The organism is Burkholderia sp. Ac-20365, assembly GCF_017104715.1.
Classification (GTDB): Bacteria; Pseudomonadota; Gammaproteobacteria; order Burkholderiales; family Burkholderiaceae; genus Paraburkholderia.
Genome location: NZ_JAAGPI010000072.1, coordinates 1 through 24,333, shown reverse-complemented (window position 1 = coordinate 24,333; position 24,333 = coordinate 1). Strand labels below are relative to the sequence as shown.

The 24,333-nt window shown below is 62.1% G+C and carries 23 protein-coding genes; 16 read left to right on the top strand and 7 right to left on the bottom strand.

The window, feature by feature from the left end:
* The first annotated feature begins 149 nt into the window (after window positions 1-149).
* Window positions 150-908 carry a YoaK family protein gene (locus tag G3O01_RS44040; RefSeq protein ID WP_205813770.1) on the top strand — a complete coding sequence of 253 codons (759 nt, stop codon included), beginning with the start codon at window positions 150-152 and terminating at the stop codon, window positions 906-908.
* A gap of 787 nt (window positions 909-1,695) precedes the next feature.
* Here the strand turns inward: G3O01_RS44040 and G3O01_RS44035 are convergent.
* From G3O01_RS44035 to G3O01_RS44015, 5 genes are all read right to left on the bottom strand, one after another.
* Window positions 1,696-2,406: a dienelactone hydrolase family protein gene (locus G3O01_RS44035; protein ID WP_205813768.1), complete on the bottom strand. Its 711-nt coding sequence runs from the start codon at window positions 2,404-2,406 to the stop codon at window positions 1,696-1,698.
* 591 nt (window positions 2,407-2,997) lie between these two features.
* The gene (locus tag G3O01_RS44030; RefSeq protein ID WP_205813767.1) at window positions 2,998-3,435 is read right to left on the bottom strand and encodes a carboxymuconolactone decarboxylase family protein; all 438 of its coding nucleotides are present in this window, start codon (window positions 3,433-3,435) and stop codon (window positions 2,998-3,000) included.
* Between the two features lie 214 nt (window positions 3,436-3,649).
* Window positions 3,650-4,495: a carbohydrate ABC transporter permease gene (locus G3O01_RS44025; protein WP_205813766.1), complete on the bottom strand. Its 846-nt coding sequence runs from the start codon at window positions 4,493-4,495 to the stop codon at window positions 3,650-3,652.
* Window positions 4,492-5,382, bottom strand: coding sequence for a sugar ABC transporter permease (locus G3O01_RS44020; RefSeq protein ID WP_205813765.1), 891 nt, complete (start codon window positions 5,380-5,382; stop codon window positions 4,492-4,494). The genes G3O01_RS44025 and G3O01_RS44020 overlap by 4 nt, the downstream gene beginning before the upstream one ends.
* 174 nt (window positions 5,383-5,556) lie before the next feature.
* Complete coding sequence (locus tag G3O01_RS44015; RefSeq protein ID WP_205813764.1) at window positions 5,557-6,789, bottom strand: sugar ABC transporter substrate-binding protein; 1,233 nt, start codon at window positions 6,787-6,789, stop codon at window positions 5,557-5,559.
* Between the two features lie 256 nt (window positions 6,790-7,045).
* Between G3O01_RS44015 and G3O01_RS44010 the strand changes: the two genes are divergently transcribed.
* From G3O01_RS44010 to G3O01_RS44000, 3 genes are all read left to right on the top strand, one after another.
* Window positions 7,046-7,819, top strand: a complete 774-nt coding sequence (locus G3O01_RS44010) for an SDR family oxidoreductase (RefSeq protein WP_205813763.1) — start codon at window positions 7,046-7,048, stop codon at window positions 7,817-7,819.
* Between the two features lie 63 nt (window positions 7,820-7,882).
* Window positions 7,883-8,947, top strand: coding sequence for a sn-glycerol-3-phosphate ABC transporter ATP-binding protein UgpC (gene ugpC / locus G3O01_RS44005; RefSeq protein ID WP_205813762.1), 1,065 nt, complete (start codon window positions 7,883-7,885; stop codon window positions 8,945-8,947).
* 54 nt (window positions 8,948-9,001) lie between these two features.
* Entirely contained in the window at window positions 9,002-9,874 is an 873-nt protein-coding gene (locus G3O01_RS44000; RefSeq protein ID WP_205813761.1) for a MurR/RpiR family transcriptional regulator, read from the top strand.
* A 20-nt stretch (window positions 9,875-9,894) separates the two neighbouring features.
* Here the strand turns inward: G3O01_RS44000 and G3O01_RS43995 are convergent, their stop codons facing one another.
* Together G3O01_RS43995 and G3O01_RS43990 are read right to left on the bottom strand one after the other, a co-directional pair.
* The gene (locus G3O01_RS43995; RefSeq protein WP_205813760.1) at window positions 9,895-10,740 is read right to left on the bottom strand and encodes an IclR family transcriptional regulator; all 846 of its coding nucleotides are present in this window, start codon (window positions 10,738-10,740) and stop codon (window positions 9,895-9,897) included.
* A gap of 2 nt (window positions 10,741-10,742) precedes the next feature.
* Window positions 10,743-11,585, bottom strand: a complete 843-nt coding sequence (locus G3O01_RS43990) for an IclR family transcriptional regulator (protein ID WP_205813759.1) — start codon at window positions 11,583-11,585, stop codon at window positions 10,743-10,745.
* Between the two features lie 233 nt (window positions 11,586-11,818).
* Between G3O01_RS43990 and G3O01_RS43985 the strand changes: the two genes are divergently transcribed.
* From G3O01_RS43985 to G3O01_RS43930, 12 genes are all read left to right on the top strand, one after another.
* Window positions 11,819-12,778 (top strand): MBL fold metallo-hydrolase, encoded by a 960-nt coding sequence (locus tag G3O01_RS43985; protein ID WP_205813758.1) that lies wholly within the window; start codon window positions 11,819-11,821, stop codon window positions 12,776-12,778.
* 42 nt (window positions 12,779-12,820) lie between these two features.
* Entirely contained in the window at window positions 12,821-14,533 is a 1,713-nt protein-coding gene (locus G3O01_RS43980) for an FAD-dependent oxidoreductase (RefSeq protein ID WP_205813757.1), read from the top strand.
* A 42-nt stretch (window positions 14,534-14,575) separates the two neighbouring features.
* Window positions 14,576-14,824 (top strand): DUF2783 domain-containing protein, encoded by a 249-nt coding sequence (locus tag G3O01_RS43975; protein ID WP_205813756.1) that lies wholly within the window; start codon window positions 14,576-14,578, stop codon window positions 14,822-14,824.
* A gap of 114 nt (window positions 14,825-14,938) precedes the next feature.
* Window positions 14,939-16,270, top strand: a complete 1,332-nt coding sequence (locus G3O01_RS43970; RefSeq protein WP_205813755.1) for an MFS transporter — start codon at window positions 14,939-14,941, stop codon at window positions 16,268-16,270.
* Window positions 16,271-16,326: 56 nt separating this feature from the next.
* Window positions 16,327-17,031, top strand: a complete 705-nt coding sequence (locus G3O01_RS43965; protein ID WP_241024777.1) for a 4'-phosphopantetheinyl transferase superfamily protein — start codon at window positions 16,327-16,329, stop codon at window positions 17,029-17,031.
* A 124-nt stretch (window positions 17,032-17,155) separates the two neighbouring features.
* On the top strand, window positions 17,156-17,902 hold the full coding sequence (locus G3O01_RS43960) for an RNA polymerase factor sigma-70 (protein ID WP_205813754.1): 747 nt from the start codon (window positions 17,156-17,158) through the stop codon (window positions 17,900-17,902).
* A 55-nt stretch (window positions 17,903-17,957) separates the two neighbouring features.
* Window positions 17,958-18,191: an MbtH family NRPS accessory protein gene (locus tag G3O01_RS43955; protein WP_205813753.1), complete on the top strand. Its 234-nt coding sequence runs from the start codon at window positions 17,958-17,960 to the stop codon at window positions 18,189-18,191.
* Between the two features lie 137 nt (window positions 18,192-18,328).
* Window positions 18,329-19,354, top strand: coding sequence for a TauD/TfdA family dioxygenase (locus G3O01_RS43950; protein ID WP_205813752.1), 1,026 nt, complete (start codon window positions 18,329-18,331; stop codon window positions 19,352-19,354).
* Between the two features lie 4 nt (window positions 19,355-19,358).
* A complete protein-coding gene (locus G3O01_RS43945) occupies window positions 19,359-20,201 on the top strand; it encodes an ABC transporter ATP-binding protein (protein WP_205813751.1) in 843 nt (280 codons plus the stop codon).
* On the top strand, window positions 20,198-22,324 hold the full coding sequence (gene fhuB, locus G3O01_RS43940; RefSeq protein ID WP_205813750.1) for a Fe(3+)-hydroxamate ABC transporter permease FhuB: 2,127 nt from the start codon (window positions 20,198-20,200) through the stop codon (window positions 22,322-22,324). Before G3O01_RS43945 ends, fhuB begins: the two co-directional genes overlap by 4 nt.
* Window positions 22,325-22,326: 2 nt before the next feature.
* Window positions 22,327-23,121: a siderophore-iron reductase FhuF gene (gene fhuF / locus G3O01_RS43935; protein ID WP_205813749.1), complete on the top strand. Its 795-nt coding sequence runs from the start codon at window positions 22,327-22,329 to the stop codon at window positions 23,119-23,121.
* Complete coding sequence (locus G3O01_RS43930) at window positions 23,118-24,113, top strand: iron-siderophore ABC transporter substrate-binding protein (RefSeq protein ID WP_205813748.1); 996 nt, start codon at window positions 23,118-23,120, stop codon at window positions 24,111-24,113. Before fhuF ends, G3O01_RS43930 begins: the two co-directional genes overlap by 4 nt.
* The last annotated feature ends 220 nt before the right edge of the window (window positions 24,114-24,333 follow it).

The following is a 24,333-nucleotide window of genomic DNA, read 5'->3' as shown; positions in this document are numbered from 1 at the left end:
CGCGTGAACCCGCTGGCATGACGGGCGCATGAACGGCCAGCGGCAGTCCCTGCGACAAATCAACGCAGGGAACTGCCGCAGATCAAAAGCGAGATAAGCGCAATTTGAAGGTAGGATTGTCGAAATTCCCTTCTTTTGCAGGCGTCATCGTGCCCGTCGACTATCTTCGCGGCTTCACTTCGGCCTCTCGCTCCGACGCTGCCAACCGGCGGCTTGGCCTGGCGCTTGCCGGGATTGCCGGCGCTGCCAACGCGGGCGGCTTTCTGGCGATTGGTCAATACACGTCGCACATGTCTGGCATGGTGTCGTCGCTGGCCGACAGTCTCGCGCTTGGCAACATTGCTTTCGTGCTGTCCGCGGCGAGTTCGATATTCGCTTTTCTTGCGGGTGCAGCGAGTTCGGCCATTCTGATCAACTGGGGCAGGCGCAAGGGCACGCAGAGCGTCTATGCGATGCCGCTCGTGCTCGAAGGGCTGTTGTTGCTGTGCTTCGGCGTGCTCGGCGCGAATCTCGAACACCATCAACTGTTGTACGTGCCTGCTACTGTCACGCTGCTTTGCTACGTGATGGGATTGCAGAACGCGATGATCACCAAGATATCGAAAGCGGAAATCCGCACCACGCATGTTACGGGTCTCGTGACGGACCTCGGTATTGAGATTGGCAAGGGTCTGTACTGGAACCGGGGTGTGGCGTCGTCGGAAGCAGGGTATGTCGGCGCGGATATGCGCAGGCTTGGTTTGCTTGCTTCGTTGCTCGGGATGTTTCTCACCGGTGGGTTGGTGGGCGCTGTTGCGTTCAAGCAGATGGGGTTTATTGCTACGGTGCCGCTTGCGGCGTTGCTGCTTTTGCTTGCGGTTGTGCCTGTTGCGGATGATTTGATGCGGTTTCCGCGGCGTGTTCGTTGAGTCGCTTTTTGCTTTTGTTTTTGTTTTTTGGGTTTGGTTTTGGCTTTCGCTGGCATCCGCGATTTGCCTTCGTGATTCACGCGTCGCCCCTGTGCGGGGCGGCACCTACTTTTCTTTGCCGCGGCAAAGAAAAGTAGGCAAAAGAAAGCCGCTGAACACCGCCAATTCTTGACCGCCGCCTGAGGGCCCCCAACGGTTCCTCCGCTTCACACGGCAACCTCCAATTCGATGCCCGTTGCCAGCGCCTTGAAACGGCGCCTCACCCGCTTCACACTCCCGCGCCACAACACACGCGATCAAATTGCCCACGTTCTATAGCGGAAAACTGTGTGTAGGTTTTCGCGGCGTACACACATCACTCCGGACTGAAAAGCGGGATCGGTGTCGTAAGAGCGTTGACGTGTGAAGCGCTACGACCGACACACAGTTTGCCACCTGGGCGGCCGTAACCATTCGCTGCCGCTGGCTGCGCTACGGGTGATTGAAGTGGGTGAGGCGCCTATGCAAGGCGTTGGCAACGGGCCGCAAATAGCGGGTTGCCGTGTGAAGCGGAGGAACCGTTGGGGGCCCTCAGGCGGCGGTCAAGAACGGGCGGTGTTAGCCCGCTTTCTTTGCTTACTTTCTTTGCGGCGGCAAAGAAAGTAAGTGCCGCCCCGCACAGGGGCGACGCTTGAAGCACGAAGGCATATCGCGGATGCCCGCGAAAACAAAAGCAAACCAAACCTGCGTCGCAAGACAAACCAAAGTCACATCGTAGATGCCAGAGAAAAGCGAGCAAAACCAGACATCACTTCCCCCACAACTCACGACCAAAAAACGTCAACGTCCGATCCCACGCCATCTGCGACCACACCGGATCGAACTGAGTCCCGGCAATACGGCTGTAGCCCACAGCCGTCTCATTAGCAAACGCATGATGCGCGAGATATCGATGAAACTCGACATCGACGCCCGCATCGCCCAGCTTGGATTCCAGCGTCGCGACAGTATCGATCGGAAAGAACGCGTCCTGCGTAGCGTAATGCCCCAGCACAGGCACCTTGATCTTCGACGCGTCGATGTAATCGAGCGGCGGGAAGCCATAGAACACCACACCCGCAGACACTTCCGGGCTTTGACCAAGCGTGAGCAGCGTCAGTGCGCCACCCATGCAATAACCCATCACCGCAACACGGCTCGCGTGCTGCTTCAGGTATTGCGCCGCGCCGCGAACATCCTGCGATGCCGCATCGCCGAAATCGAGGCCATCCATCAGGTGATGCGCTTCTTCCTCTTCGACCGTCGACTTGCCGCGGTACAGATCGGGCACGAGCGCGAAGTAACCGGCTTCAGCGAGGCGATTCGCGACGCCGCGAATCTGGTCGTTCAAGCCCCACCATTCCTGAATGACGACCACGGCGGGCGCGCCGGCCGTTTTCTCGGGCGAGGCGAGATAGCCTTGCAGTTCTTTGCCGTCCGGACGTTTGAAAGTGATCATGGAGCCTGTGGTCGTTTTCATGAGCGTGTTCCTGAGAAATGGACCCACTAGCATAGCGCCAAATGGTGACGGTATGCAGGCTGACGGCCACGCCGCCGGAAATGAAAACACCCTGCAAGCTTTAGTGCTTGCAGGGTGCTGAGCTTTACCCGCTAATGCCTGACTCTTCAATCCCCTGGGAGCCAGTAGCAATCCGAAGGATTCCAGTTGGGATCGCATATCCAGTAGCCAAATGCGAGCTTCTGGTTGGCGGTCGACGCCGTTCCCGGACCTTCCGATTTCAACGCGAACGACTGCCCTTCGAGAGAGGTCGGCGCTGCCGATGCGGACTGCGCGAAACACGACAACATTGTTGAAGCGACTAACGCAAAACACGCAGATTTCACATTCATGTCAAATGCTCCGTTGTTATCCGACGAACACGATGCAACGGCCATCGCCGTGTCACCGTACGGAAAACTCTATTGACGGGCATCTGTGTTGGTAATCAGATGCGTCTGCTGCGTTTGTCAGGATTCTCCGATTCTGCGTGCGGGTGTACTCGAGATGCAAAAAAGCGGGCTGTATTGCCCGCTTTTCTTCAGACGCTGCGTCAACTGTCCGCAAGCGGCCTTACGCAGGCATCTTGCGGAACGAAATCGCAAAGCGGTTCCATGCGTTGATCGCCGAAACCAGCAACGTCAGATCGACCAGTTCGGCCTCGCTGAAATGCGGCTTCACGGCTTCCCAGACTGCATCGGGCACGTGGTTCTCGGAGACCAGCGTGAGTGATTCCGTCCACTCCAGCGCCGCGCGTTCGCGTGCGGTGAAGAACGGCGTTTCGCGCCACACGACGACCGTCGCCAGGCGACGATCCGTTTCGCCGCCCTTGCGTGCATCGGTGGTGTGCATGTCGACGCAGAACGCGCAGCCGTTGATCTGCGATGCGCGCAGGCGCACCAGTTCCGTCAGCGACTTTTCGAGGTCGCTCTTGCCGATGCGTTCTTCGAGCGCGAGCATCGCCTTGATTGCGTGCGGGTTGGCTTTGTAGAAGTCGAGACGTTGTTCCATGATCGTTTCCTCAGTGAGTGAGCGCTTCAACTGCGCGACACATGAAGATTAGGCGTGAAACTGGCCGCGTGAAATGGCCAATTTTGACCAATTTCAGGTAACCACTTTTGCGCTGTTGCGGAACAACTCTACAAGGCCGATGGAAACGATGCAGACGAAGGGCCGCCGACGCGCGACGGCCCTTGCTTATATGACAGTGACAGAATGAAGACGCTTACTTGACCGCGCCGAGCGCAAGGCCTTTCACCAGATAGCGCTGCAACCACGCAAATACGATCGAAACAGGCAGGGTCGCGCACAGCGTCGCGGCCATCACCAGATGCCATTCGACGACATATTTGCCCGCGACCATATCCGTGACCTGCACGGTGAGCGTCTTGTTTTCAGGGGAGCGGATCAGCGTATAGACGACGGCAAATTCATTCCACGCATTGATGAACGTGAAAATGGCCGTCACGACGATAGCGGGAACGGCGAGCGGCAGAAACACCTTGAACACGGCGCGCGTGCGGCTGCAGCCTTCCAGCCACGCCGATTCTTCCAGATCGCGCGGCACCGTCGCGAAGTACGACGACAGCATCCACACGGCGAAGGCGATATTGAACGCCGCATAGGACACGATCACGCCGATCTTCGAATCGACGAGATTGCCGTCGCCATACGGAATCATCGCGGCTAGCCGGAACAGGCCGACGACGAGCAGAATCGGCGAAAGCATCTGCGTAACGAGCAGAAACTGCCGATACAGCCCGCGTCCGCGAAACGGAAAGCGCGCAAGCGCATACGCGGCAGGCAGGCTGACGGCGAGCGCGAGCGCTGTGGACAGCAAACTGATCACCGTGCTGTTGCGCAGCGCGACACCGAAGTTCGCGGCGGTCCACATGTCGACGAAGTTCTGCCATTGCCAGTGCATCGGCAGCCAGCGTGCCGGATAGACGAACACTTCTTGCGACGGTTTGAGCGCAGTGAAGAACATCACGGCAAACGGAAACAGCACGACCACGATCAGCGGCGACAGCGCGAGCCAGCACCACACGGTGCGTTTCATCTTCGCGTTCATGCGGGCTCTCCTTCCTTCGACGGCTGAATGCGCAGATACAGCACCGAAAACACGAACAGCATGATCAGCATGACGAGCGACACCGCCGCAGCCTGACCGGGACGTCCAAGCCTGAAGCCAAGTTCATACAGATACGTGACGAGAATATGCGTGCCATTGTCGGGTCCGCCTTGCGTCATCACCCAGATGATCGGGAACGAGTTGAACACGTAAATCACGTTCAGCAGAATCGCCATGTTCACGAACGGGCGCAGCAAGGGCAGCGTCAGTTGACGGAACTGCTGCCACGCGCTCGCGCCGTCGATGCGCGCCGCTTCGTAGATATCGCCCGGCACGGACGACAGGCCGCCGAGCAGGATCGTCACCGTGAACGGAATCGACACCAGAATGCCGACAGCAATTTCAACGGGAAACGCGAGTTCAGGCGTCGCCAGCCAGTGAATCGGGCCGCCGATCAAACCGAGCCGCTGCAGCGTCACGTTGACCATGCCGTAGTCGTCGTTGAAGGCCCAGCGCCAGACGACAGCCGTCATCGTCAGCGATACGGACCACGGTAGCATGACGATCGTGCGCGCGATGCCGCGGCCATAAAAATCCTGATTCAGCACCAGCGCGACGGGCACCGAAAAGATGATCGTGCCGCCCACGACGCATGCAGTCCACACAATGGTCCGGCGTAACGCATCGAGAAACACGGGGTCGGCGAACACCGTGAAGAAATTTTTCAGCCCGGTGAAATCGCGGATCGCGCCGAAGCGCGATACGTCGTGCATCGACTGGTAGACGATGTTGAAAATCGGGTAGCTGATGATAAACAGCGCGAGGATCAGACTCGGCGCGATCAGCCACCAGGGCGCGGCGGCGCGTGGTGCGATGGAACGGCTCATGCGTGCTCGATCGACGGATGCTTGGGCGTTGGAACTCATGAAGCCCTCGGGACGGAATGGGCCGGATGCAATGCGGTGCGTTGCATGAACGCAGTGCGCCTAGCGAATGCGAAGCCGCATCGGCTCAAACCCGATGCGGCTTCCGGTACGACATCAACAGATCATCGAAGCGCGTTACTGACCGAGCGCCTGGTTCGCCTGGCTCGCGGCCTGCTTCAGCGCGTCGTCGGGCTTGGCCTTGCCGAGATACACCGATTGCATCGCGTTCGTCACAGCCTTCGCGGTGTCTTCCCAGCCCGTCACCGTCGGCGCGAAGCGTGCCTGCGGCAGCAGCGCGATAAACGCCTTCGTGTCGGCATCGTTGAAGGCCGGATCGGCGGCTTCAGCCTTGGTGGTCGGCAGGAAACCTTCCGTGCTCGTGAACTCGACGCGCGGTTCTTTCGTGAACAGATAGTCGAGGAACTTCCACGCGTCCTTCTTCACCTTCGAGTTCTTGAACATCACGATCGAATCGGTGACGGCATACGTCGCGCCGTTCGTGCCGACCGGCAGCGGATCGATGCCGTACTTCAGGTTCGGCGCTTCCTTCTTGATCTGCTTGGCGAGGAACGGCGCGGAAATCATCATCGCGACGCGGCCCTGCTTGAAGAGGTTCTGCACGTCTTCACGGCTATAGCCCGTGACGCCCGGCTGCGTCAGACCCTGATCGATCATCGACTTGTACAGCGTCGCGGCCTTGATGCCTGCGGGCGAATCGAAGCCGGCCTTGCCCTGCTTGTTCAGCACGTCGCCGCCGTTGGTCCACAGCGCGTAGTAGTAATACACGTCGGTTTCGATTTCCTTGCCCTGCAGGCCGAAACCGGCAATGCCCTTCGCCTTCAGCTTCTTCGACGCATCGATTACGTCGTTCCACGTCTTCGGGCCGTTCGGATAACCGACGCTCGCCAGCAGATCCTTGTTGTAGTAAAGCGCGCGCGCCGAAGCGGCGATCGGCAGGCCGTACGTCTTGCCGTTGATCTGGCCGGGCGCGAGGAACGGGCCAATGAAGCGGTTCTTGAAGTTCGCGTCCATGTACGGATCGAGCGGCTCGGCGACGTCGTCCTTCACGAAGTCGAGCAGCCAGCGCGTGCCGACGATAGCCAGGTCGGCGTTGGCGTTACCCGAGATATCCGTTTGCAGCTTCTGTTGCAGCGTGTCCCAGTTCACGTCCTCGATCTTGATCGTGGTGCCGGGATTGGCCTTTTCGAACTGACGGGCCATTTTTTCGAAGTACGGCGCCGTCGCGTCGCTGTAATGCGCGACCGTCACACGCACCGTGTCGGCGTGCGCCGATAGGGCAAGACCTGCAAACGCGAGCGCTGCGGCAACTTTGCCGAGCGTAAGGGAAGCACGTGCATGCAACGACATTTCGTCTCTCCTGGGGTGGTCCGCTGCCGTCGCCGGCTGCTTGGGTTGAATTGTTTGAAAAAATCCTACACACGAAAAAAAATGTTGTCACGTAGGGCTGACCATATTTTTTGTCGTCCGGTTTTTTGCATAACATGCTGTAAATGATGGGCTATTTGTGCGGTGCAGGGTATTGCGCGTACGGAGTGCCTGCGTGGTTCGCGAAGTCTGTAAATGTGCAATATGTAGGAAATTTACACAGTTGAGAGGACAGGACATGAAGCGTGTCGTGCTGGTGACGGGAGCGTGCGGCGGGATCGGCAGCGTGTTGTGCCGGCGCTTCATGCAGGACGGCGCGACCGTGCTCGCGCTCGATGTCGACGCGGTCGCGCTGGATCAGCTGATGGCCGAACTCGGCGCCGACAGCGTGACGCCCATCGCCGTCGATCTCTGCGACGCCGACGCCGTGCGTGAAAGCGTCGCGAAAGCTGTCGCGGTGCGCGGTCCCGTGGATGTGCTCGTCGCGAACGCGGGCGCGGCGCAGGGGCTGACGCTCGCGAAGACGGACGCCGAAAGCTGGCGGCGCGACATCGATCTGAATCTGAACGGCACGTATCACACGGTCGAAGCGGTGCGCGCGTCGATGATCGGGCGGCAGCGCGGATCGATCGTGCTGATCGGCTCCGTGAACGGCATCACGGCGCTCGGCCATCCCGCGTACAGCGCGGCGAAAGCGGGGCTGATCAGCTATACGAAGGCGCTGGCCATCGAACTGGGCCGCCACGGCATTCGCGCGAACATCGTGTGTCCGGGCACGGTGAAGACGAAAGCGTGGCAGGCGCGCGTCGACAAGAATCCGCAAGTTTTCGAGGATCTAAAGAAGTGGTATCCGCTGCGCGACTTCGCGACCCCCGACGATATCGCCGATGCCGCGCTGTTTCTCGCGTCGCCGATGGCGCGTGTCATCACGGGCGTGGTGCTGCCCGTCGACGGCGGCCTGATGGCGGGCAACCGGCTGATGGCCGAAGAACTGACGCTCGAATCGCTATAACGCCTGGATTTGACGCTTGGGCAGAACACACGCGGCACAACCGCAAACGACGATGAGGACAGCATGGCAGCAGTGCAACTGAGCGGCATCTACAAGCGTTACGGCGATACGCAGGTCGTGCACGGCATCGACCTGCATATCGACGATGGCGAGTTCGTCGTGCTGGTCGGCCCGTCGGGTTGCGGCAAAAGCACATTGATGCGGATGGTCGCGGGCCTGGAAGAAATCAGCGGCGGCGAACTGACGATCGGCGGCACGCGCGCGAACAGCCTGCCGCCGCAGCAGCGCAATATCTCGATGGTGTTCCAGAGCTACGCGCTGTATCCGCATCTGTCCGTGTACGACAACATCGCGTTCGGTCCGAAAATTCGCAAGGAATCGTCGACGAGCTTCAAGCCGCGCATCGAGGCGGCGGCGAAGATGCTCAATCTCAGCGGCTATCTGGACCGCTTGCCGCGCGCGCTGTCGGGCGGGCAGCGTCAGCGTGTCGCAATGGGCCGCGCGGTGGTGCGCGAACCGTCGCTGTTCCTGTTCGACGAGCCGCTGTCGAATCTCGATGCCAAGCTGCGCGTGCAGATGCGCACGGAGATCAAGGCGCTGCATCAACGGCTGAAGAATACGGTGATCTACGTCACGCACGACCAGATCGAAGCGATGACGATGGCCGATCGCATCGTTGTGATGAATGCGGGGCGTATCGAGCAGATCGGGCGACCGCTGGAACTGTACGACCGGCCGGCGAACCTGTTCGTCGCGAGCTTTCTCGGCTCGCCGTCGATGAACTTCGCCGCGGGCGAAGTGGTGAGCGCGGGAAGCGGCGTGGCGCTGCAGCTTGCGGACAACGTGCAGATTCCGCTGCCTGGCGCCGCAGTGAAGCCGGGCGCAAAGGTCACCCTCGGCGTGCGGCCCGAGCATATCGAAACATCGAATGAAGGCATTCCGATGGACGTCGAGGTGATCGAGCCGACGGGCGCGGAGACGCATCTGTACGGCAAGATCGGCGGCGCGGCGTGGTGCGTGACGATGCGCCAGCGCGCGTCGATCGAGCCGGGCCAGCGTGTGACGGTGCGCTTCCCCGAGCAGGATATGCATCTGTTCGACACGGAAAGCGGGCAGAGACTGGGCTGACGGCATCGCCGCGGATCATCTTCCACGCTCATCTTCCACGCAAAGGAACACACGGTGTCCGCACCGAACCTGATTCCTCACATCCGCAGCGCGCTCGAATCGCTGCGGCCCGCCGAGCGCAAGGTCGCCGACATGGTGCTGTCCGATGTCGACTTCGCGATGCGCGCGAGCATCACTGAGCTTGCGCAGCGCGCGGACGTGTCGGAGCCTTCCGTGACGCGCTTTTGCCGCGCGGTGGGCGCGCACGGCTTGCGCGACTTCAAGATGCAGCTTGCACAGAGCGTGGCGGGCGGCATGCCGTACGCGTCGACATCGGTGGCACGCGACGACGACACGCAGACGCTGTTCGACAAGGTCGGCGAAGCGGCGATTGAAGGCATCACGCAGGCGCGCAGTGCGATCGATCCCGTCGCGGTGAATGCGGCGCTGGCTGCGTTGACGAGCGCGCGGCGCGTGTATTTCTTCGGTGTCGGTTCAGGTTCCGGGCTGGTTGCGCAGGATGCGGCGCTGCGTTTTCTGCGGCTCGATATCGCCGCCAGTGCGTTTACCGACGCGCATTTGCAGCGGCTTTACGCGGGCCTGCTCGAACCCGGCGATGTCGCGTTCGCTATTTCGCATTCGGGCCGCAGTGTCGAAGTGAACGAAAGCATGCAGATCGCGAAAGAGCGCGGCGCAACGACGATTGCGCTGACGAATGTCGGCTCGCGGCTTGCGTGGCTTGTCGATATTCCGTTGCTGCTGCGCGTGCCGAGTCCCATCGATCCGAACACACCTGGCGTTTCGCGCCTCGTACATTTGTGTGTGATGGATGCGCTCGCGATCGGCGTCGCGTTGCGGCTGGAGCCGCATACGCTGGAAAAGATGCGGCACGCGAAAGCGCGTTTATCGCAGGAAACGGGCGCGGCGGCGGAGGATGAACCGCGATAACGCGTGCTGTTCGAGTTTGATCAACCCGCCACGTAACCAAACCGCCGCGACAGGCGTAGCGTTGCCGCCAGCAGCGTTTTTGCTGCGCCGCCTTGTGTATCGCTGTCGAAACTTCCCGCCGTACCCATCAACGCGATCACCAGCACGATGCTGCCCGTGTGATCGAAGACGGGCGCAGCCAATGTGTTGATGCCGGGAATCGGCTTGTTCAGCGCAGTGTCGATGCCTTGCTCGCGAATCTGCGCGAGACGTTCTGCGTACGGCGGCGCGAGTTTCGTGGCCTTTGCATCGGACGAAGACGCCAGCATCTCCGCGCGCTCAGCGCCTGCAAGCCGCAATGAATCTTGCGCGAGCAAACCATGCCGCACATCGTCGGCGACATGCGCGGCGAACACGCGGCCGATCGCCGTGTTGACGAGCGACATCACCGTGCCCACGCGCAAGCTCACATGCAACGGCCGCGCCGATTCTTCAAGCCGCACGACGGTCGGCCCGAGCGGACCCAGCACCGCCATCGCGACGCTCATGCCCGTCGTCACCGCGAGATCGACGATTTCCGGTTCCGCCTCGCGCGCCGGCGAAAGACGTTGCAAACCGATCAATCCAAGTTCCAGCGCAAGCGGCCCGGCTTCGAAGCAGCCCGACGCGTCGCGGCCCAGCAAGCCGATCTTCTGCAAGCTCACCAGATGCGGAAACGCCTTCGCGGGCGGCATATTTGCTGCCGCAGCGAGATCGCGCAGCGACAACGGCTTGCCCGCCGCGACGAGGGCGGTCAGCAGTTCGCCCGTGCTGTCGAGCGATTGAATGCCGCGCTGCTGTTTCGTGTCGGCAGTCGCGGACGATGAGGTATTCAGTGCTTCGGTCATGTTCAGGTTGCCGCGATATCCGCGCCGATTTCACGCGCTGCCTGTTGTAACGCACGCGCCACGGGGCTGTCCCAGTTCACATCGATTGTGCCGCTCGGGCCGATCACCGTCAGCGCGAGACACAACTGGTTATCGGCATTGAGCACAGGCGCGGCAAGACTGCTGATGCCGGGGCTCGGCGCATCGATGCCCCGTTCGATGCCGCGCTCGCGGATCGCGGCGAGCGTCGCGTCGAATGAATTGCGATCTGCGGGCGCAACGATTTCACTCGCGTCGCCGGACTGGTTCGCCCACATGGTCTGCAATGCAGCGGACGAGAGAAACGCGCAAAACACACGTCCCGTCGATGTCGCGGGCAACGACATCACCGTGCCCACATGCAGATTCACATGCAGCGGAAAGCCCGCATGTTCGTATCGAACGATGGTCGGGCCTTGTGGACCGACCGTGCAGATCGCGACGCTGAAGCCGATTTTCTCCGCCAACGCCGCCACGCGCGGCACGGCGGCGCGAAACGCGGGCTGGTTCGCAAGCTGCATCAGGCCGAGCCGCAAAGACAACGGCCCCGGCTCGTAGCGTCCCGACAGTTCGTCCCGCTTGATGAGGCCAAGTCGCGTCAGGCTCACCAGATAAGCATGCGCCTGACCCGGCGCGATTTCAGCGCTCGCGGCGAGATCGGACAGCGCGAGCGGCGCGCGCGCCTGCGCAAGCGCGTGCAACAACCGTCCGCCGACCTCGACGCTCTGAATGCCGCGCTGCTGCTTGCCCGCGCCCGTCGTCTCGCCGTCTTTTGCCGTCTTCGCCATGCCGCTCACGTCGCCTGTCTGGATCGAAAAAAGGTCCATGTTAAACGAACGCCAGCCCGCACCCGACGGCAACCCGGGAACGCCAGGGTATACGTGAAATTAACCTATAGCGATACGTTTCGCTATTGACAAATAATCGGCAGAGTCTAAGATGAAATCACTCCGGCCTAATAATCGCCGGACATGATTCCAATCAGACGGAGCGAGACATTCCATTCGCGGCGCCCGCGCGCCGTCTCGCCCGTCGCCCCCATCAATCAATGGAGACGAGCATGGCCAAGGCATTCGCATCGCAAGCCGACCTCGAAGAGAAAAAGATCACGTGGACGCAACTGTCCGAGAACGCCTATGCGTACACGGCAGAAGGCGACCCGAACTCGGGCGTGATCATCGGCGACGACGGCGTGCTGATCGTCGACACCACGGCGACGCCCGCCATGGCGCAAGACCTGATCGAAAAGATTCGCAGCGTCACCGACAAGCCGATCAAATACGTCGTGCTGTCGCACTATCACGCGGTGCGCGTGCTCGGCGCGTCGGCGTATTTCAACGAAGGCGCGCAGCAGATCATTGCGAGCCGCGGCACGTACGAGATGATCGTCGAGCGCGGCGAGGCCGACATGAAGTCGGAGATCGAGCGCTTTCCGCGCCTGTTTGCGGGCGTCGAAACGGTGCCGGGCCTGACGTGGCCGACGCTCGTGTTCGAGAAGGAAATCACGCTGTTTCTCGGCAAGCTCGAAGTGCGCATCGCGCATCTGGGCGCGGGACATACGAAGGGCGATACCGTCGTGTGGCTGCCGTCGCAGAAGGTGCTGTTCTCGGGCGACCTCGTCGAATATGACGCAGCGTGCTATTGCGGCGACGCGCAACTCGAACAATGGCCTGCGACTCTGGAAGCGCTGCGCGCCCTTAAAGCTGAGAAGCTCGTGCCGGGCCGCGGCCCCGCGCTGACCACGCCCGAAGACGTGAACGAAGGCCTCGACTACACGAAGGACTTCGTCACGACGCTGCTGCAAAGCGGCCGCGAAGCCGTCGCGGACAAGCTCGATCTGAAGGCCGCGATGGCGCACACGCGCAAGGCGATGGACCCGAAGTTCGGCCATGTTTTCATCTACGAGCATTGCCTGCCGTTCGACGTGTCGCGCGCTTTCGACGAAGCGAGCGGCATCACGCATCCGCGCATCTGGACCGCGCAGCGCGACAAGGACATGTGGGCCGCGCTGCAGGTTTGACGACGCAGCAATAGAAACGCGCAGATGGATGGAGACAGCAGAATGAGCAGCATCAACTACCAGACCTTGTCGTTCGATTACCGGCGCTGTGCCGAGCAGGATGCATCGACCGATGTGACGCGGCATCCGGTGATCGTGGTCGGCGCGGGGCCCGTCGGTCTCGCGACGGCAATCGATCTCGCGCAACACGGCGTGAACGTCGTGCTCGTCGACGACGATTGCTCGCTTGCAACAGGTTCGCGTGCAATCTGTTTTTCGAAGCGTTCGCTCGATATCTTCGATCGCCTCGGCTGCGGCGACCGCATGGTCGACAAGGGCATCAGTTGGAACGTCGGCAAGGTGTTCCTGCAGGACGAGATGGTGTACACGTTCAATCTGCTGCCGGAAGCGGGGCATCATCGCCCCGCGTTCATCAATCTGCAGCAGTATTACGTCGAAGGGTTTTTGCTCGAGCGCGCGCAGGCGCTGCCGAATATCGACATCCGCTGGAAGAGCAAGGTGGTCGGCTTGCAGCAACACGGCGAACCCGGTTCCGCCGATGCGTTCGTTACGCTCACCGTCGATACACCCGATGGCGAGTATCCGTTGTGCGGCCGTTATGTGGTTGCCGCCGACGGCTCGCGCAGCCCGATCCGCAACATGATGGGGCTCGACAGCAAGGGCCGCGTTTTCAAGGACCGTTTCCTGATCGCCGACGTGAAGATGGAAGCGGAGTTTCCGAGCGAGCGCTGGTTCTGGTTCGACCCGCCGTTCCATCCGAATCAGTCGGTGCTGCTGCATCGTCAGCCGGATAACGTATGGCGGATCGACTTCCAGCTTGGCTGGGACGCGGATCCTGTAGCCGAGAAAACACCTGAACGCGTGCTGCCGCGCGTGCGCGCGCTGCTCGGGCCGGACGTCAGGTTCGAACTCGAATGGGTGAGCGTCTATACGTTTTCGTGTCTGCGCATGGAGCGCTTCCGGCATGGCAACGTGCTGTTCGTCGGCGATGCCGCGCATCTGGTTTCGCCCTTCGGTGCGCGCGGCGCGAATAGCGGCTTCCAGGATGCAGAGAACGTTGCGTGGAAACTCGCGATGGTGCTGGACAACCGCGCATCCGATGCGCTGCTCGACACGTACGCAAGCGAACGCGAATACGCCGCCGATGAAAACATCCGCAACTCGACGCGTTCGACGGATTTCATCACGCCCAAGTCACCGGTCAGCCGCACGTTCCGCGATGCCGTGTTGAAGCTTGCGCGCAAGCATCCGTTTGCGCGTCAGCTTGCGAATAGCGGACGTTTGTCGGTGCCTGCCGTGCTGCATGATTCCGCTTTGAACTCAGTCGATAACGAAAGCTTCGAAGGCAAGATGGTGCCGGGCGCTTCATGCGCCGATGCGCCCGTTCTCGCGGACGGTAAGCCTGCATGGCTGCTCTCGCAACTCGGCAACGCGTTCACAGGCGTCGTGTTTTGCGGCAAGGATGGCATCGACGTGGAGACGCAACGCGCGTTGAAAGCCCTGCAAACAGGCTCGATTCCGTTCAGGCTGGTCGTGGTTGCATCGCATGGCATCCATCAGGCCGTGCATGATCTGAACGGCGCCGTCGTGCTCGAAGATGCCGAAGGTCTCGCGTGGTCGCGTTACGACGCGAAGCCGGGCACGTTCTATCTGATTCGTCCGGATCAGCATGTGTGCGCGCGCTGGCGGGCATTCGACGCAACGCGTGTCGATGCGGCGCTCAAGCGGGCGCTGTGCGTGGAAGGCGTTGCCTGAACGCCGTAACGGACATCAATACGATAAAAGCAGGAGACAAACGTGGCCCTCATCACGCAACTCAATCTGACGCAGCCCGACGACTTCTACGAAGCGCTGATCGACATGCATCGCGATTTCGACGAGGCGCAAAGCCAGGCTGCAAATGCGCAACTGATTCTGCTGCTCGCCAATCATATCGGCGACTACGCGACGTTGATGGAAGCGATCCGCTACGCGCGCGAAGGCGTCGATCAGCCGAACGTAGCCGCGAATCCGCACACCAGCGACGCGCCGCGCGTCGCCGCCTGATCTTCTCAACCGGCTCGCCCATCGAGAGAAGCGCGAGCCGTCTTCCACGACAACACGGCGCAACAGACGCCGGACCCAATGGGTCCGATGGACCCGCATTGCCTGGAGATCTTGATGAGTCAGTCCATCACGCATGCCTATGAGCCCGGCGATTCCCCCGCCGCGTATCAGGACGACACGGCGCTGTATCGCAAGGTAACGCTGCGCATCGTGCCGTTTCTGTTTCTCTGCTACGTCATTTCGTTTCTTGATCGCATCAACATCGGCTTCGCGCAGTTGCAGATGAAGCACGACCTGGGCTTCAGCGACGCCATGTACGGTCTCGGTGCGGCCGTCTTCTACGTCGGCTACGTGCTGTGCGAAGTGCCGAGCAATATGCTGCTCGCGCGCTTCGGCGCGCGCCGCACGTTCACGCGGATCATGCTGCTGTGGGGCGCGGCGTCGGTGTGCATGATGTTCGTGTCGCAGGCTTCGCATTTCTATCTGCTGCGCTTCATGCTCGGCGTGTTCGAAGCGGGCTTCTTTCCGGGCATCGTGCTGTATCTGACGTACTGGTATCCGGCGCAACGGCGCGCAGCGATCCTGTCGATCTTCTTCGCAGGCGTTGCTGTCGCGGGTGTGCTGGGCGGTCTCGTGTCGGGCTGGATCATGCGCGACATGGCGGGCGTGATGGGCCTGTACGGCTGGCAATGGATGTTCGCGATCGAAGGCGCGCCCGCTGTCGTGCTCGGCTTGCTCGCAGCGTTCTGGCTCGTGGATAGTCCGCAGCAGGCAACGTGGCTCACGCAGCAGGAAAAGGCCCATCTGATCGCGCAACGCGACGCCGAGCATCGGCCTGCGAGTTCGCATTCGTCGCGCGCGTTCACCGACGCGCTGCGTAACCCGCGCGTCTATCTGTTCGCGTTCATCTACTTCTCGCTGACGTGCGCATCGCTGACGCTCAATTTCTGGATGCCGTTGATGATCCGCGATTTCGGCGTGAAAGACGTGTTGTGGATCAGCCTGTACACGGTCATTCCGAATGCGATCGGCGCCGTCGGCCTGATTCTGATCGCGCGTCATTCGGATCGACATGGCGAGCGGCGCAAGCACTTCGCGGCCTGTACGATTGGCGGCGGCATTGCGCTGTCGCTGCTGACGCTGCATCTGAGCAGCTTTGCCGCGATGCTCGGTATTCTGTCGATTGCCGCCGTGCTGATCTTCGCCGCGCTGCCGATCTTCTGGACCGTGCCGTCCGGTTATCTGTCTGGCAAGGCCGCGGCGGCGGGTATTGCGCTGATCAGCAGCATTGGGATTACGAGCGGAATCGTAAGCCCGTGGGTAATCGGACTCATCAAGACGCAGACAGGCAGCATGGACAACGCGCTGTATCTGCTCACCGCACTGTTGTTCATGAGCGGGATTGCGTTGCTGCGCGGTGTGCCCAAACAGCGCGTCATCGAGTAAAAATACGCGTGTCCCGTTCGTCAACGCTCATGCAGCATTCGGCTGCATGAGCGTTTATGTTTCCAATGAACTCTATTGACCGTTTACTTCTGCCGCATTCCGGGCCGCCCGATATCGCCTTGTGGCGGGTCGATTTCGCGTTCGACTGGCCGCTCGACGCGCCCGCATTCGGGACGTTATCTGTCGACGAGCGTGAACGCGGCCGTCGTTTTCATCGTCATCACGACGCGATCCGCTTTGCCAGCATGCGCGCGGCGTTGCGCTCGGCGCTATCTGATGCGACGGAAATTGCGGCTCAAGACCTCCGTCTTACGACCGACGAAGCGGGCCGTCCATATATGGTCGAGCCGCCCGCACCCGTCGATTTCAACGTGTCGCATGCGGGCGCGTATGGGCTGATTGCGTTATCCACGCGGCGTCGCGTCGGCGTGGACATCGAAGCACGCGCGAGCGATTTCGACTGGCGCTCCATCGCCCGATCGACGCTCAGCGCAGCGGAAATCGAATCGCTGGAAGGCCTCGATGCGGCTCAATCCCAGCATGCATTTTTCGACGCCTGGGTCGCGAAAGAGGCGTTGCTCAAGGCGGCGGGCGTCGGCATCTCGGAGTATCTGACGCAACTAACCGTCCTTCCGCGTGACGTCCACGGATTCGTCCCGCGCCCGCAGCGCCCGGCCGCCATCGACAATCTCGATGCCGCCTGGACCCACGCCCCGCAAGGCTATGCGGCTTGCATCGCCTGGTCGCCTGACCTCGGCTGAAACGATTCGTCAAGCATAAATGTCACTAAAAAATAATAAGAATAGTCCGAAACATCATTGAGAATGATTCGCGTTTACGTTAGATTGCCTTCCATCTGATCGATAGCGACATGGAGACGATTCGATGGCTGAATCAATGGCGAGTTTTACGGCGCGGATCAACCGTCATCCCGCGGCCTTCGCACAAGGAGCATTGAACGAGGTCGACTGTGATGCCGACTGCGAGCTGAGCGACGCGTCGCTGGACGCGAGTGCGGACCCGAAGGCATCGAAGGCATCGAACGCGCGCGGCTGCGAAGGCCTGCTGCTCGACGTGCTGATTGAAAACCGCCGCTCGCTGATCCAGCTGGCGCGGTCGTTCGTCGGCTGTTCGAGCCGCGCGGAAGATGTCGTGCACGACGTGTTCATCAAGCTCACGGGCTTTTCGAACCAGGACGATGTGCGGCAGCCGCTGGCTTACGTGGCGCGCATGGTGCGCAATGCATCGATCGATGCCTGCCGCCGACAGTCGCTCGAAAACACATGGCACGCATGCGAGGAAGACGGGCTCGACGTGCCGTCGCCGGAGCCTACGCCCGAGTCCGCGCTCGTCACGCGCGATACGCTGCGCCATGCATTCGACGCGCTCGCACAACTGCCCGAGCGCACGCGCAGTGCTTTCGAGCGCGTGCGTCTGCGCGAGGAGACCTTGCAGGAAACGGCGCGTGCGCTGAACGTGTCGCAGACGTTAGTGCATTTCATGGTGCGCGACGCCGCGAAGCATTGCGCGGACTGCATGCATGCGGGCGCGAAAAACGTCGCGTATGTGAAGACGACGGGCCGCGCTAAAAAAACCTGCGCGTCGAACGTCAAGCAGATGACAGCCTCGTAATTTCACACAGGCAAACGTTCAACTGCATCTCACCCGATACGCAGGCACACACGACATGACACAGAACACGCAACAAGACGCCCAGGACGACGTTCAATACACGGTCGTCATCAACGACGAAGAGCAGTATTCGATCTGGCCGACCTTCCGCGACGTGCCCGCGGGCTGGCGCGAAGTCGGCGTGCGCGGAACGAAAGCCGCGTGCCTTGAACACATCGAAAGCGTGTGGACCGACATGCGCCCGGCAAGCCTGCGCCGTCATATGGACGCAGCGCAGACCGCACGCTGAGCCGCGCGCCTTCCAGCAAAGGCAAACCGCATCAAGGAATCTCGCGCGCCACGAGCGCGCCGCGCGAGACCGTTCTTCGCGCCGCGTCGATGCATGCTCCATGCGTGATCGATGCGGCCTGCAACTGAGGACACGTCATGACAGCGTCTCTCCCGACACTCGACGACCTTCGCATCGAGCCCGGCCTGCCGACTATCGTCTCGCCGCGCCACGACAGGTCGTTCACGCTCGAAGCCGCCGCGCCGCTGCTGCGCGACATCGCGAACAACTGCATCGAGCGCGCCGGCGGCGTGCTGTTTACCGGCTTCGCGGTGCCGTCGATCGATACGTTCCAGCAGTTCGCCGCATCGTTCGGCTCGCCGCTGATCGGTTATGAATTCGCCTCGACGCCGCGCAGCCAGGTCGAAGGCGCCGTGTATACGTCGACGGAATATCCGCCGCATCGCTCGATTCCGCTGCACAACGAGCAGGCGTATACGCGCGAATGGCCGATGCGCATCTGGTTCCATTGCGCGCTCGCTGCGCGTTCAGGCGGCGCGACGCCGATCGCCGACAGCCGAGCGATCTATCGCGCGCTCGATCCGGCGCTGATCGAACGTTTCGCGAAACGCGAACTGCTGTACGTGCGCAACTTCGGGCAAGGCCTCGATCTGCCGTGGCAACAGGCCTTCGGCACCGAAGACCCGCGTGCCGTCGATGCAATGTGCGCAGCACGCGGCATCGACTGCGAGTGGCGCGAAGACGACGATGGCGAAGCGCTGCTGCGCACGCGCGAGTTGTGTCAGGCGGTTGCCGTGCATCCGCGCACGGGCGAGCGCGTGTGGTTCAACCAGGCGCATCTGTTCCATCTGTCCGCGCTCGACGAAGACATGCAGGAAGCGCTCGTCGATGCAGTGGGCCTCGAGAACGTGCCGCGCAACGTCTATTACGGCGACGGCGCGCCACTCGAAGCCGACGCGCTCGCGGAAATTCGCGGCGTGCTGGATCAACAGCGCATCGTGTTTCCGTGGGTTAGCGGCGATGTGGTGATGCTCGACAACATGCTGACAGCCCACGCACGCGATCCGTTCGAAGGTCCGCGCAAGGTCGTCGTCGCGATGGCCGAGAGCTACAGCGTGCCGGCAAGCGCACAAGCATCCAGAACATTCGCCACCGCCACATGAACACATGAAGAGTCGTTCGAACCTGGCACTGTCGGCGCGTTCGCTGACAGTGGGATATCGCGATCACGTAGTCATCGACTCGCTCGATATCGACATTCGCGCGAATCGCGTGACCGCGCTATGCGGGCCGAACGGTTGCGGCAAGAGTACGCTGCTGCGCTCGCTGGCCGGTTTGCAGCCGCCGCTGGCAGGCGAAGTGCACGTGGCGGGCAAGGCGCTCGCGTCGTACAAACGGCGCGATCTCGCCCGCACGCTGACGATGCTGTCCCAGTTCAACCAGATACCCGCCGGCCTGTCCGTGCGGGAACTCGTCGCGTATGGACGATATGCACACGGCGGCTGGATGCGCGGTTTGTCGAAGGACGATCACGCGGCGATCGACGATGCACTCGCCGCAAGCGGTATCGCCGATGACGCCGCGCGCGACGTCGCGGCGCTCTCAGGCGGCGAACGTCAGCGCGCATGGATCGCGATGGCACTCGCGCAGCGCGCGCCTATCGTGCTGCTCGACGAGCCGACCACGTATCTCGACATTCATCATCAACTCGACATTCTCAGTGAGCTGCGCCGCTTGAATCGCGAGCGCGGTTTGACGATTGTCTGGGTGCTGCACGATCTGAATCAGGCCGCGGCCTACAGCGACGAAATCGTGTTGATGCGCGATGGCCGCATCGTCGCGCAAGGCACGCCCGACGCGATCATCGATCCGCAGCATCTCGAAGCGACCTTTGGCGTGCCGATGCTGCGCATCGCGCATCCGCAAACAGGTGCGCCGATGTGCGTGCCCGCGCATCCCGAAGGCGAAGAGCTGGCGAGCGAGTCGAACGACAAGGGCCTTGCCGCATGACCACGCTTGCCGCACGAAAACGCATGCAGCGTGCGCAGACGCGTGCGATGCCGCGCTGGCGCGAAGCGCAGCATAGCCGTGCAGGCGTACTCGCTGTCGCGCTGATCGCCCTGATTGCTGTCATCGCCGCGTTGCGCATCGGCCCCGATCTGTCGATGCTCCTGCATGCCGCGACATCGAACGCGACAGCAGACGGCGACGAACATGCGCTCGCGCATGTGCTTCTGTTCAATCTGCATTTGCCGCGCGTGCTCGCTGCACTCGTGGCGGGTGCGTGTCTTGGCGTGTCGGGTGCGCTGTTCCAGGCATTGACGCGCAATCCGCTCGCGTCGCCGGATCTGCTCGGCATTACTGGCGGCGCGCAGCTTGGTCTGCTCGCCGCGATGCTGATACCCGCATTGGCAGGCGCCGCTTCCGTACCGTTGCTGTTCGGTTGCGGTCTGCTCGCCGCCGTCTGCGTGGCGGCCGCTGCGGGCGGCTGGCGCGCGACGCCGCTGCGCATGGTGCTCGCAGGCAGTGTCTGCATGCTGCTGTTCTCGGCCGTCTCGACGCTCGTGCTCGCGTTCTTCGAGCAGAGCATTGCAGGCGTCGCATTGTGGGCGAGCGGCAGTCTCTATCAGCCGGGCGCGGATGGGCTCGTGACAGCCACGCTGTGGCTGCTGCTGCCGCTCGCGGCGTTGCCGTTTGTCGTGCGTCCGCTCGATCCGCTCGCGCTGGGCGACGATGCAGCGCTTGCAGTCGGCGTGCGCGTGGATGCCGCGCGCTTTTATGCTCTGCTCGTCGCGATCGGATTCGCGAGCGTCGCAGTGAGCATTGCAGGGCCGATGTCTTATGTCGGGCTGATCGCGCCGAATCTGCTGCGTCACATTCGCGGCTCGCGTTCGACGCGGCTGGCCGCGCTTGCGCCGCTATCTGCGCTGGTCGGCGCGCTGCTGGTGCTCGCCACCGACAGCGCCGTGCTTGCCCTCGATCTCGACGGCACGCTATCGACAGGCGTCGCGATCGCCGTGGTCGGCACGCCGTTGATGCTCGCGATGATCCGTCACGGCGGCGCGTGGACCTCCGCGCTTGCGCAATCCGCCGACGCGCCCGCGCAATCGCCGCGCAGCCGTTTTGCCACGTGGATCACGGGGCTTTCACCGATTGGCGTTGGGTTGATCGTCACGGCGGTTGTGGTCATTTCGATCTATGTCGCAGGCACATTCGGCGACACCACACTCGATCCGTCGCGCTGGCTCGCCGCATTGCAAGGCGACGACAGCGTCGCGCGCATGCTGCTCGATCTACGCTTGCCGCGCGTCGTGTGCGCGTTGCTTGCAGGCGCGATGCTCGCGGCAAGCGGCGTGCTGATGCAAAGCGTCGTGCGCAATCCGCTCGCCGGGCCGGAAGTGCTGGGCGTGACGCAAGGCGCGTCGCTGGCGACGCTTGTCGCGCTGCTGTTCTGGCCGCTTGCCGCGCACGCGACGATTGCCGTGTCGTCGATGATCGGCGGCGGCATCACGCTCGTCGCGATTCTCGCGTTGAACCGCCGCACGCGATATGCGCCGCTTGCGGTTGCGTTGACGGGCCTGGTGGTCGGCACGCTCTGGACGACGCTCGCGCAGTGGGTGATCGTGCAGGAAAGCGTGCAGCCTGCGCGCTTCGTTGTGTGGCTGGTGGGCGGGACATATGGCCGTAGCTGGAGCGACGTGCTTGCGCTTTTGCCGTGGTGCGCGCTCGCATTGCCGGCGTTCGTGCTGCTCGCGCGTCCGCTCGATCTGCTCGCGCTTGGCGACGATCAGGCGGCGTCGCTCGGTTTGCCCGTCGCGCTGCTGCGTCCGCTTGCGCTGACGGTTGCGACCATCGCGGCGTGCGCGGCGGTGGCGGCGGTCGGGCCGATTGGCTTTGTCGGACTGATGGCACCGCATCTCGCGGCCTTGCTCGGCGCGCGCGCGCATCGCATCCGTCTGTGGCTCGCGGCGACTTGCGGCGCGGCGATTCTGGCGGCGGCCGATATCGGCGCGCGCACGCTGCTGGCGCCACGTGAAATTCCGGCGGGCGTGTTGACGGCGTTGATTGGCGCGCCCTATCTGCTCGCATTGCTGATCGTGCAGGCTCGGCGCGAACGCAAGCGCGGGCGGTGACGATGGCAACTGCCGCAACCCCGTTCACCGCGTTTGTCGAAGGCACGCCGTTCGCCGCCTATGTCGAAGGCGTGTGGCTGGGCGTGCCCGCCGATATTTCGCACGATGACGGCACGACAGTGCGTGTGCCGCTCACGCAACTCGCCACGCAGCGCGAAGCCATCCTCGATGCGATGACGCTGCGCTACGGCGGCGATCCCGAACGGCACGCGCGCGCGCTGCTGTCGCAGTGGAGTAAATACTATTTCCGCCTCGCGGTCCCTGCGGCCTTAGTCTCGGCGATCGCATTGCAGCGACCGCTCGACATGGCGCCTGCACGCTGTGAACTGCTGCTGCGGGAAGGCATGCCCGAAGCGCTATATCTGCCGCAAGATGCGCTCGCCGAATCAACCGATGATCCCGCACGGCGTTATGGATCACTCGTCGATGAGCATTTGCGCGGCGTGATCGAACTGCTCGCGAGCATGACGAAGATTGCGCCGCGCGTGTTGTGGAGCAACGTCGGCAATCTGCTCGACACGTTGTTCGAGCAATGCGCGGCAATGCCGGGCGTGGCGCGCGACGTCGCGTGGCTGTTCGAATCGCGCGTGTTGTTCGGCGCTGAAGAGCCCAACCCGCTGCGCGTGCCCGTGCGCAACGTGACGCCGCGTTCGACGCTGCTGCCCGCGCCGTTTCGCGCGCGCCGCGTGTGTTGCGTGCGCTATGAAATACCCGGAGAAGATCAACTGTGTGCGAGTTGCCCGCTACTACTCACGATGAGCGACGAAGAGCTCGCGCGGCAAGAGGCGATACGATGAAGCGGGCGCTGCGGGCGAGCGTGTGCGCCGTTTCGATCATGTTCGCGTGCGCGGCTCACGCTGCGCCTTTGGCTAATGCGAACACTGCGTTTGCGTGCACGCCTTTGAAAGAGAATCCGACCGTCTCGCAAACGAGCGACATACTGCCTGCGCATCCGAAGCGGATCGTCGTGCTGGAATTCCTGTTTGCCGAAGCGCTCCTTTCGCTCGACATCACGCCTGCCGGCATGGTCGATACGGCGTATTACCCGTCGTGGATCGGCTATGGCGTCGAGCGCATGCAGTCTGTGCCCGACGTGGGCACGCGCCAGGAGCCTAGCCTTGAAGCGATTGCCGCACTCAAGCCCGATCTGATCATTGGCGTCGGCTTTCGACACGCACCGATTTTTGCGGCATTGAAATCGATCGCACCGACCGTGCTGTTCCAGTTCAGCCCGGACATGAAGCCCGATGGTGTGCAGGCGACGCAGCTCGAATGGGCGCGCAGGATCTTCGATACGATTGGCTGCATGACGGGGCGCACGGCGCAGGCGCAGGCGGTCGAACGGCAACTCGATGAAGGTCTCGCGCGCGATGCGAAGCGGTTAGCCGATGCGGGGCGCGCGCATACTGATTTTGCGTTGTTGCAGGAGCTGGGTTTGCCCGACCGATACTGGGCGTACACGGGTAATAGCATGGCTGGCGGGGTTGCAAAGCAGCTTGGTGTGACGCTGTGGCCCTCGAAGGCGACGCGGGAAGGGACGACGTATCTGACGTCGGAAGATTTTCTGACGCGTCCGCAGACGAGTGTGTTGCTGACTAGTGCAACTGGGCCTGAAGTCAAGCTTGAGGCGAAGCTTGATTCGCCTGTGTGGAGGTTTGTGCCTGCGCGGCGTGAGGGGCGTGTGACTTTGGTCGAGCGTAATGTTTGGGGGTTTGGGGGGCCGATGTCGGCGTTGAGGTTGTCGCATGCAATGACAGAGGGTTTGTTGTCTTTGCCTGCGGCGCGGTGATGGTTTGGTTTTTTGCTTTTTGATTTTTGCTTTTTGGTTTTTGCTTTTGTCTTTTGCTTTCGCCTTTGCTTTCGTTTTCGCTGGCATCCGCGATATGCCTTCGTGCTTCACGCGTCGCCCCTGTGCGGGGCGGCACTTACTTTCTTTGCCGCCGCAAAGAAAGTAAGCAAAGAAAGCGGGCTAACACCGCCCGTTCTTGACCTCCGCCTGAGGGCCCCCA

What these genes read in the sequence shown, in the direction of transcription:
- G3O01_RS44035 (WP_205813768.1), bottom strand. Translation starts at nt 2,406, where the DNA reads ATGAAAACGACCACAGGCTCCATGATCACTTTCAAACGTCCGGACGGC.
- G3O01_RS44030 (WP_205813767.1), bottom strand. Translation starts at nt 3,435, where the DNA reads ATGGAACAACGTCTCGACTTCTACAAAGCCAACCCGCACGCAATCAAG.
- G3O01_RS44025 (WP_205813766.1), bottom strand. Translation starts at nt 4,495, where the DNA reads ATGAACGCGAAGATGAAACGCACCGTGTGGTGCTGGCTCGCGCTGTCG.
- G3O01_RS44020 (WP_205813765.1), bottom strand. Translation starts at nt 5,382, where the DNA reads ATGAGCCGTTCCATCGCACCACGCGCCGCCGCGCCCTGGTGGCTGATC.
- G3O01_RS44015 (WP_205813764.1), bottom strand. Translation starts at nt 6,789, where the DNA reads ATGTCGTTGCATGCACGTGCTTCCCTTACGCTCGGCAAAGTTGCCGCA.
- G3O01_RS44010 (WP_205813763.1), top strand. Translation starts at nt 7,046, where the DNA reads ATGAAGCGTGTCGTGCTGGTGACGGGAGCGTGCGGCGGGATCGGCAGC.
- ugpC (WP_205813762.1), top strand. Translation starts at nt 7,883, where the DNA reads ATGGCAGCAGTGCAACTGAGCGGCATCTACAAGCGTTACGGCGATACG.
- G3O01_RS43995 (WP_205813760.1), bottom strand. Translation starts at nt 10,740, where the DNA reads ATGACCGAAGCACTGAATACCTCATCGTCCGCGACTGCCGACACGAAA.
- G3O01_RS43990 (WP_205813759.1), bottom strand. Translation starts at nt 11,585, where the DNA reads ATGGACCTTTTTTCGATCCAGACAGGCGACGTGAGCGGCATGGCGAAG.
- G3O01_RS43985 (WP_205813758.1), top strand. Translation starts at nt 11,819, where the DNA reads ATGGCCAAGGCATTCGCATCGCAAGCCGACCTCGAAGAGAAAAAGATC.
- G3O01_RS43980 (WP_205813757.1), top strand. Translation starts at nt 12,821, where the DNA reads ATGAGCAGCATCAACTACCAGACCTTGTCGTTCGATTACCGGCGCTGT.
- G3O01_RS43970 (WP_205813755.1), top strand. Translation starts at nt 14,939, where the DNA reads ATGAGTCAGTCCATCACGCATGCCTATGAGCCCGGCGATTCCCCCGCC.
- G3O01_RS43965 (WP_241024777.1), top strand. Translation starts at nt 16,327, where the DNA reads ATGTTTCCAATGAACTCTATTGACCGTTTACTTCTGCCGCATTCCGGG.
- G3O01_RS43960 (WP_205813754.1), top strand. Translation starts at nt 17,156, where the DNA reads ATGGCTGAATCAATGGCGAGTTTTACGGCGCGGATCAACCGTCATCCC.
- G3O01_RS43955 (WP_205813753.1), top strand. Translation starts at nt 17,958, where the DNA reads ATGACACAGAACACGCAACAAGACGCCCAGGACGACGTTCAATACACG.
- G3O01_RS43950 (WP_205813752.1), top strand. Translation starts at nt 18,329, where the DNA reads ATGACAGCGTCTCTCCCGACACTCGACGACCTTCGCATCGAGCCCGGC.
- G3O01_RS43945 (WP_205813751.1), top strand. Translation starts at nt 19,359, where the DNA reads ATGAAGAGTCGTTCGAACCTGGCACTGTCGGCGCGTTCGCTGACAGTG.
- fhuB (WP_205813750.1), top strand. Translation starts at nt 20,198, where the DNA reads ATGACCACGCTTGCCGCACGAAAACGCATGCAGCGTGCGCAGACGCGT.
- fhuF (WP_205813749.1), top strand. Translation starts at nt 22,327, where the DNA reads ATGGCAACTGCCGCAACCCCGTTCACCGCGTTTGTCGAAGGCACGCCG.
- G3O01_RS43930 (WP_205813748.1), top strand. Translation starts at nt 23,118, where the DNA reads ATGAAGCGGGCGCTGCGGGCGAGCGTGTGCGCCGTTTCGATCATGTTC.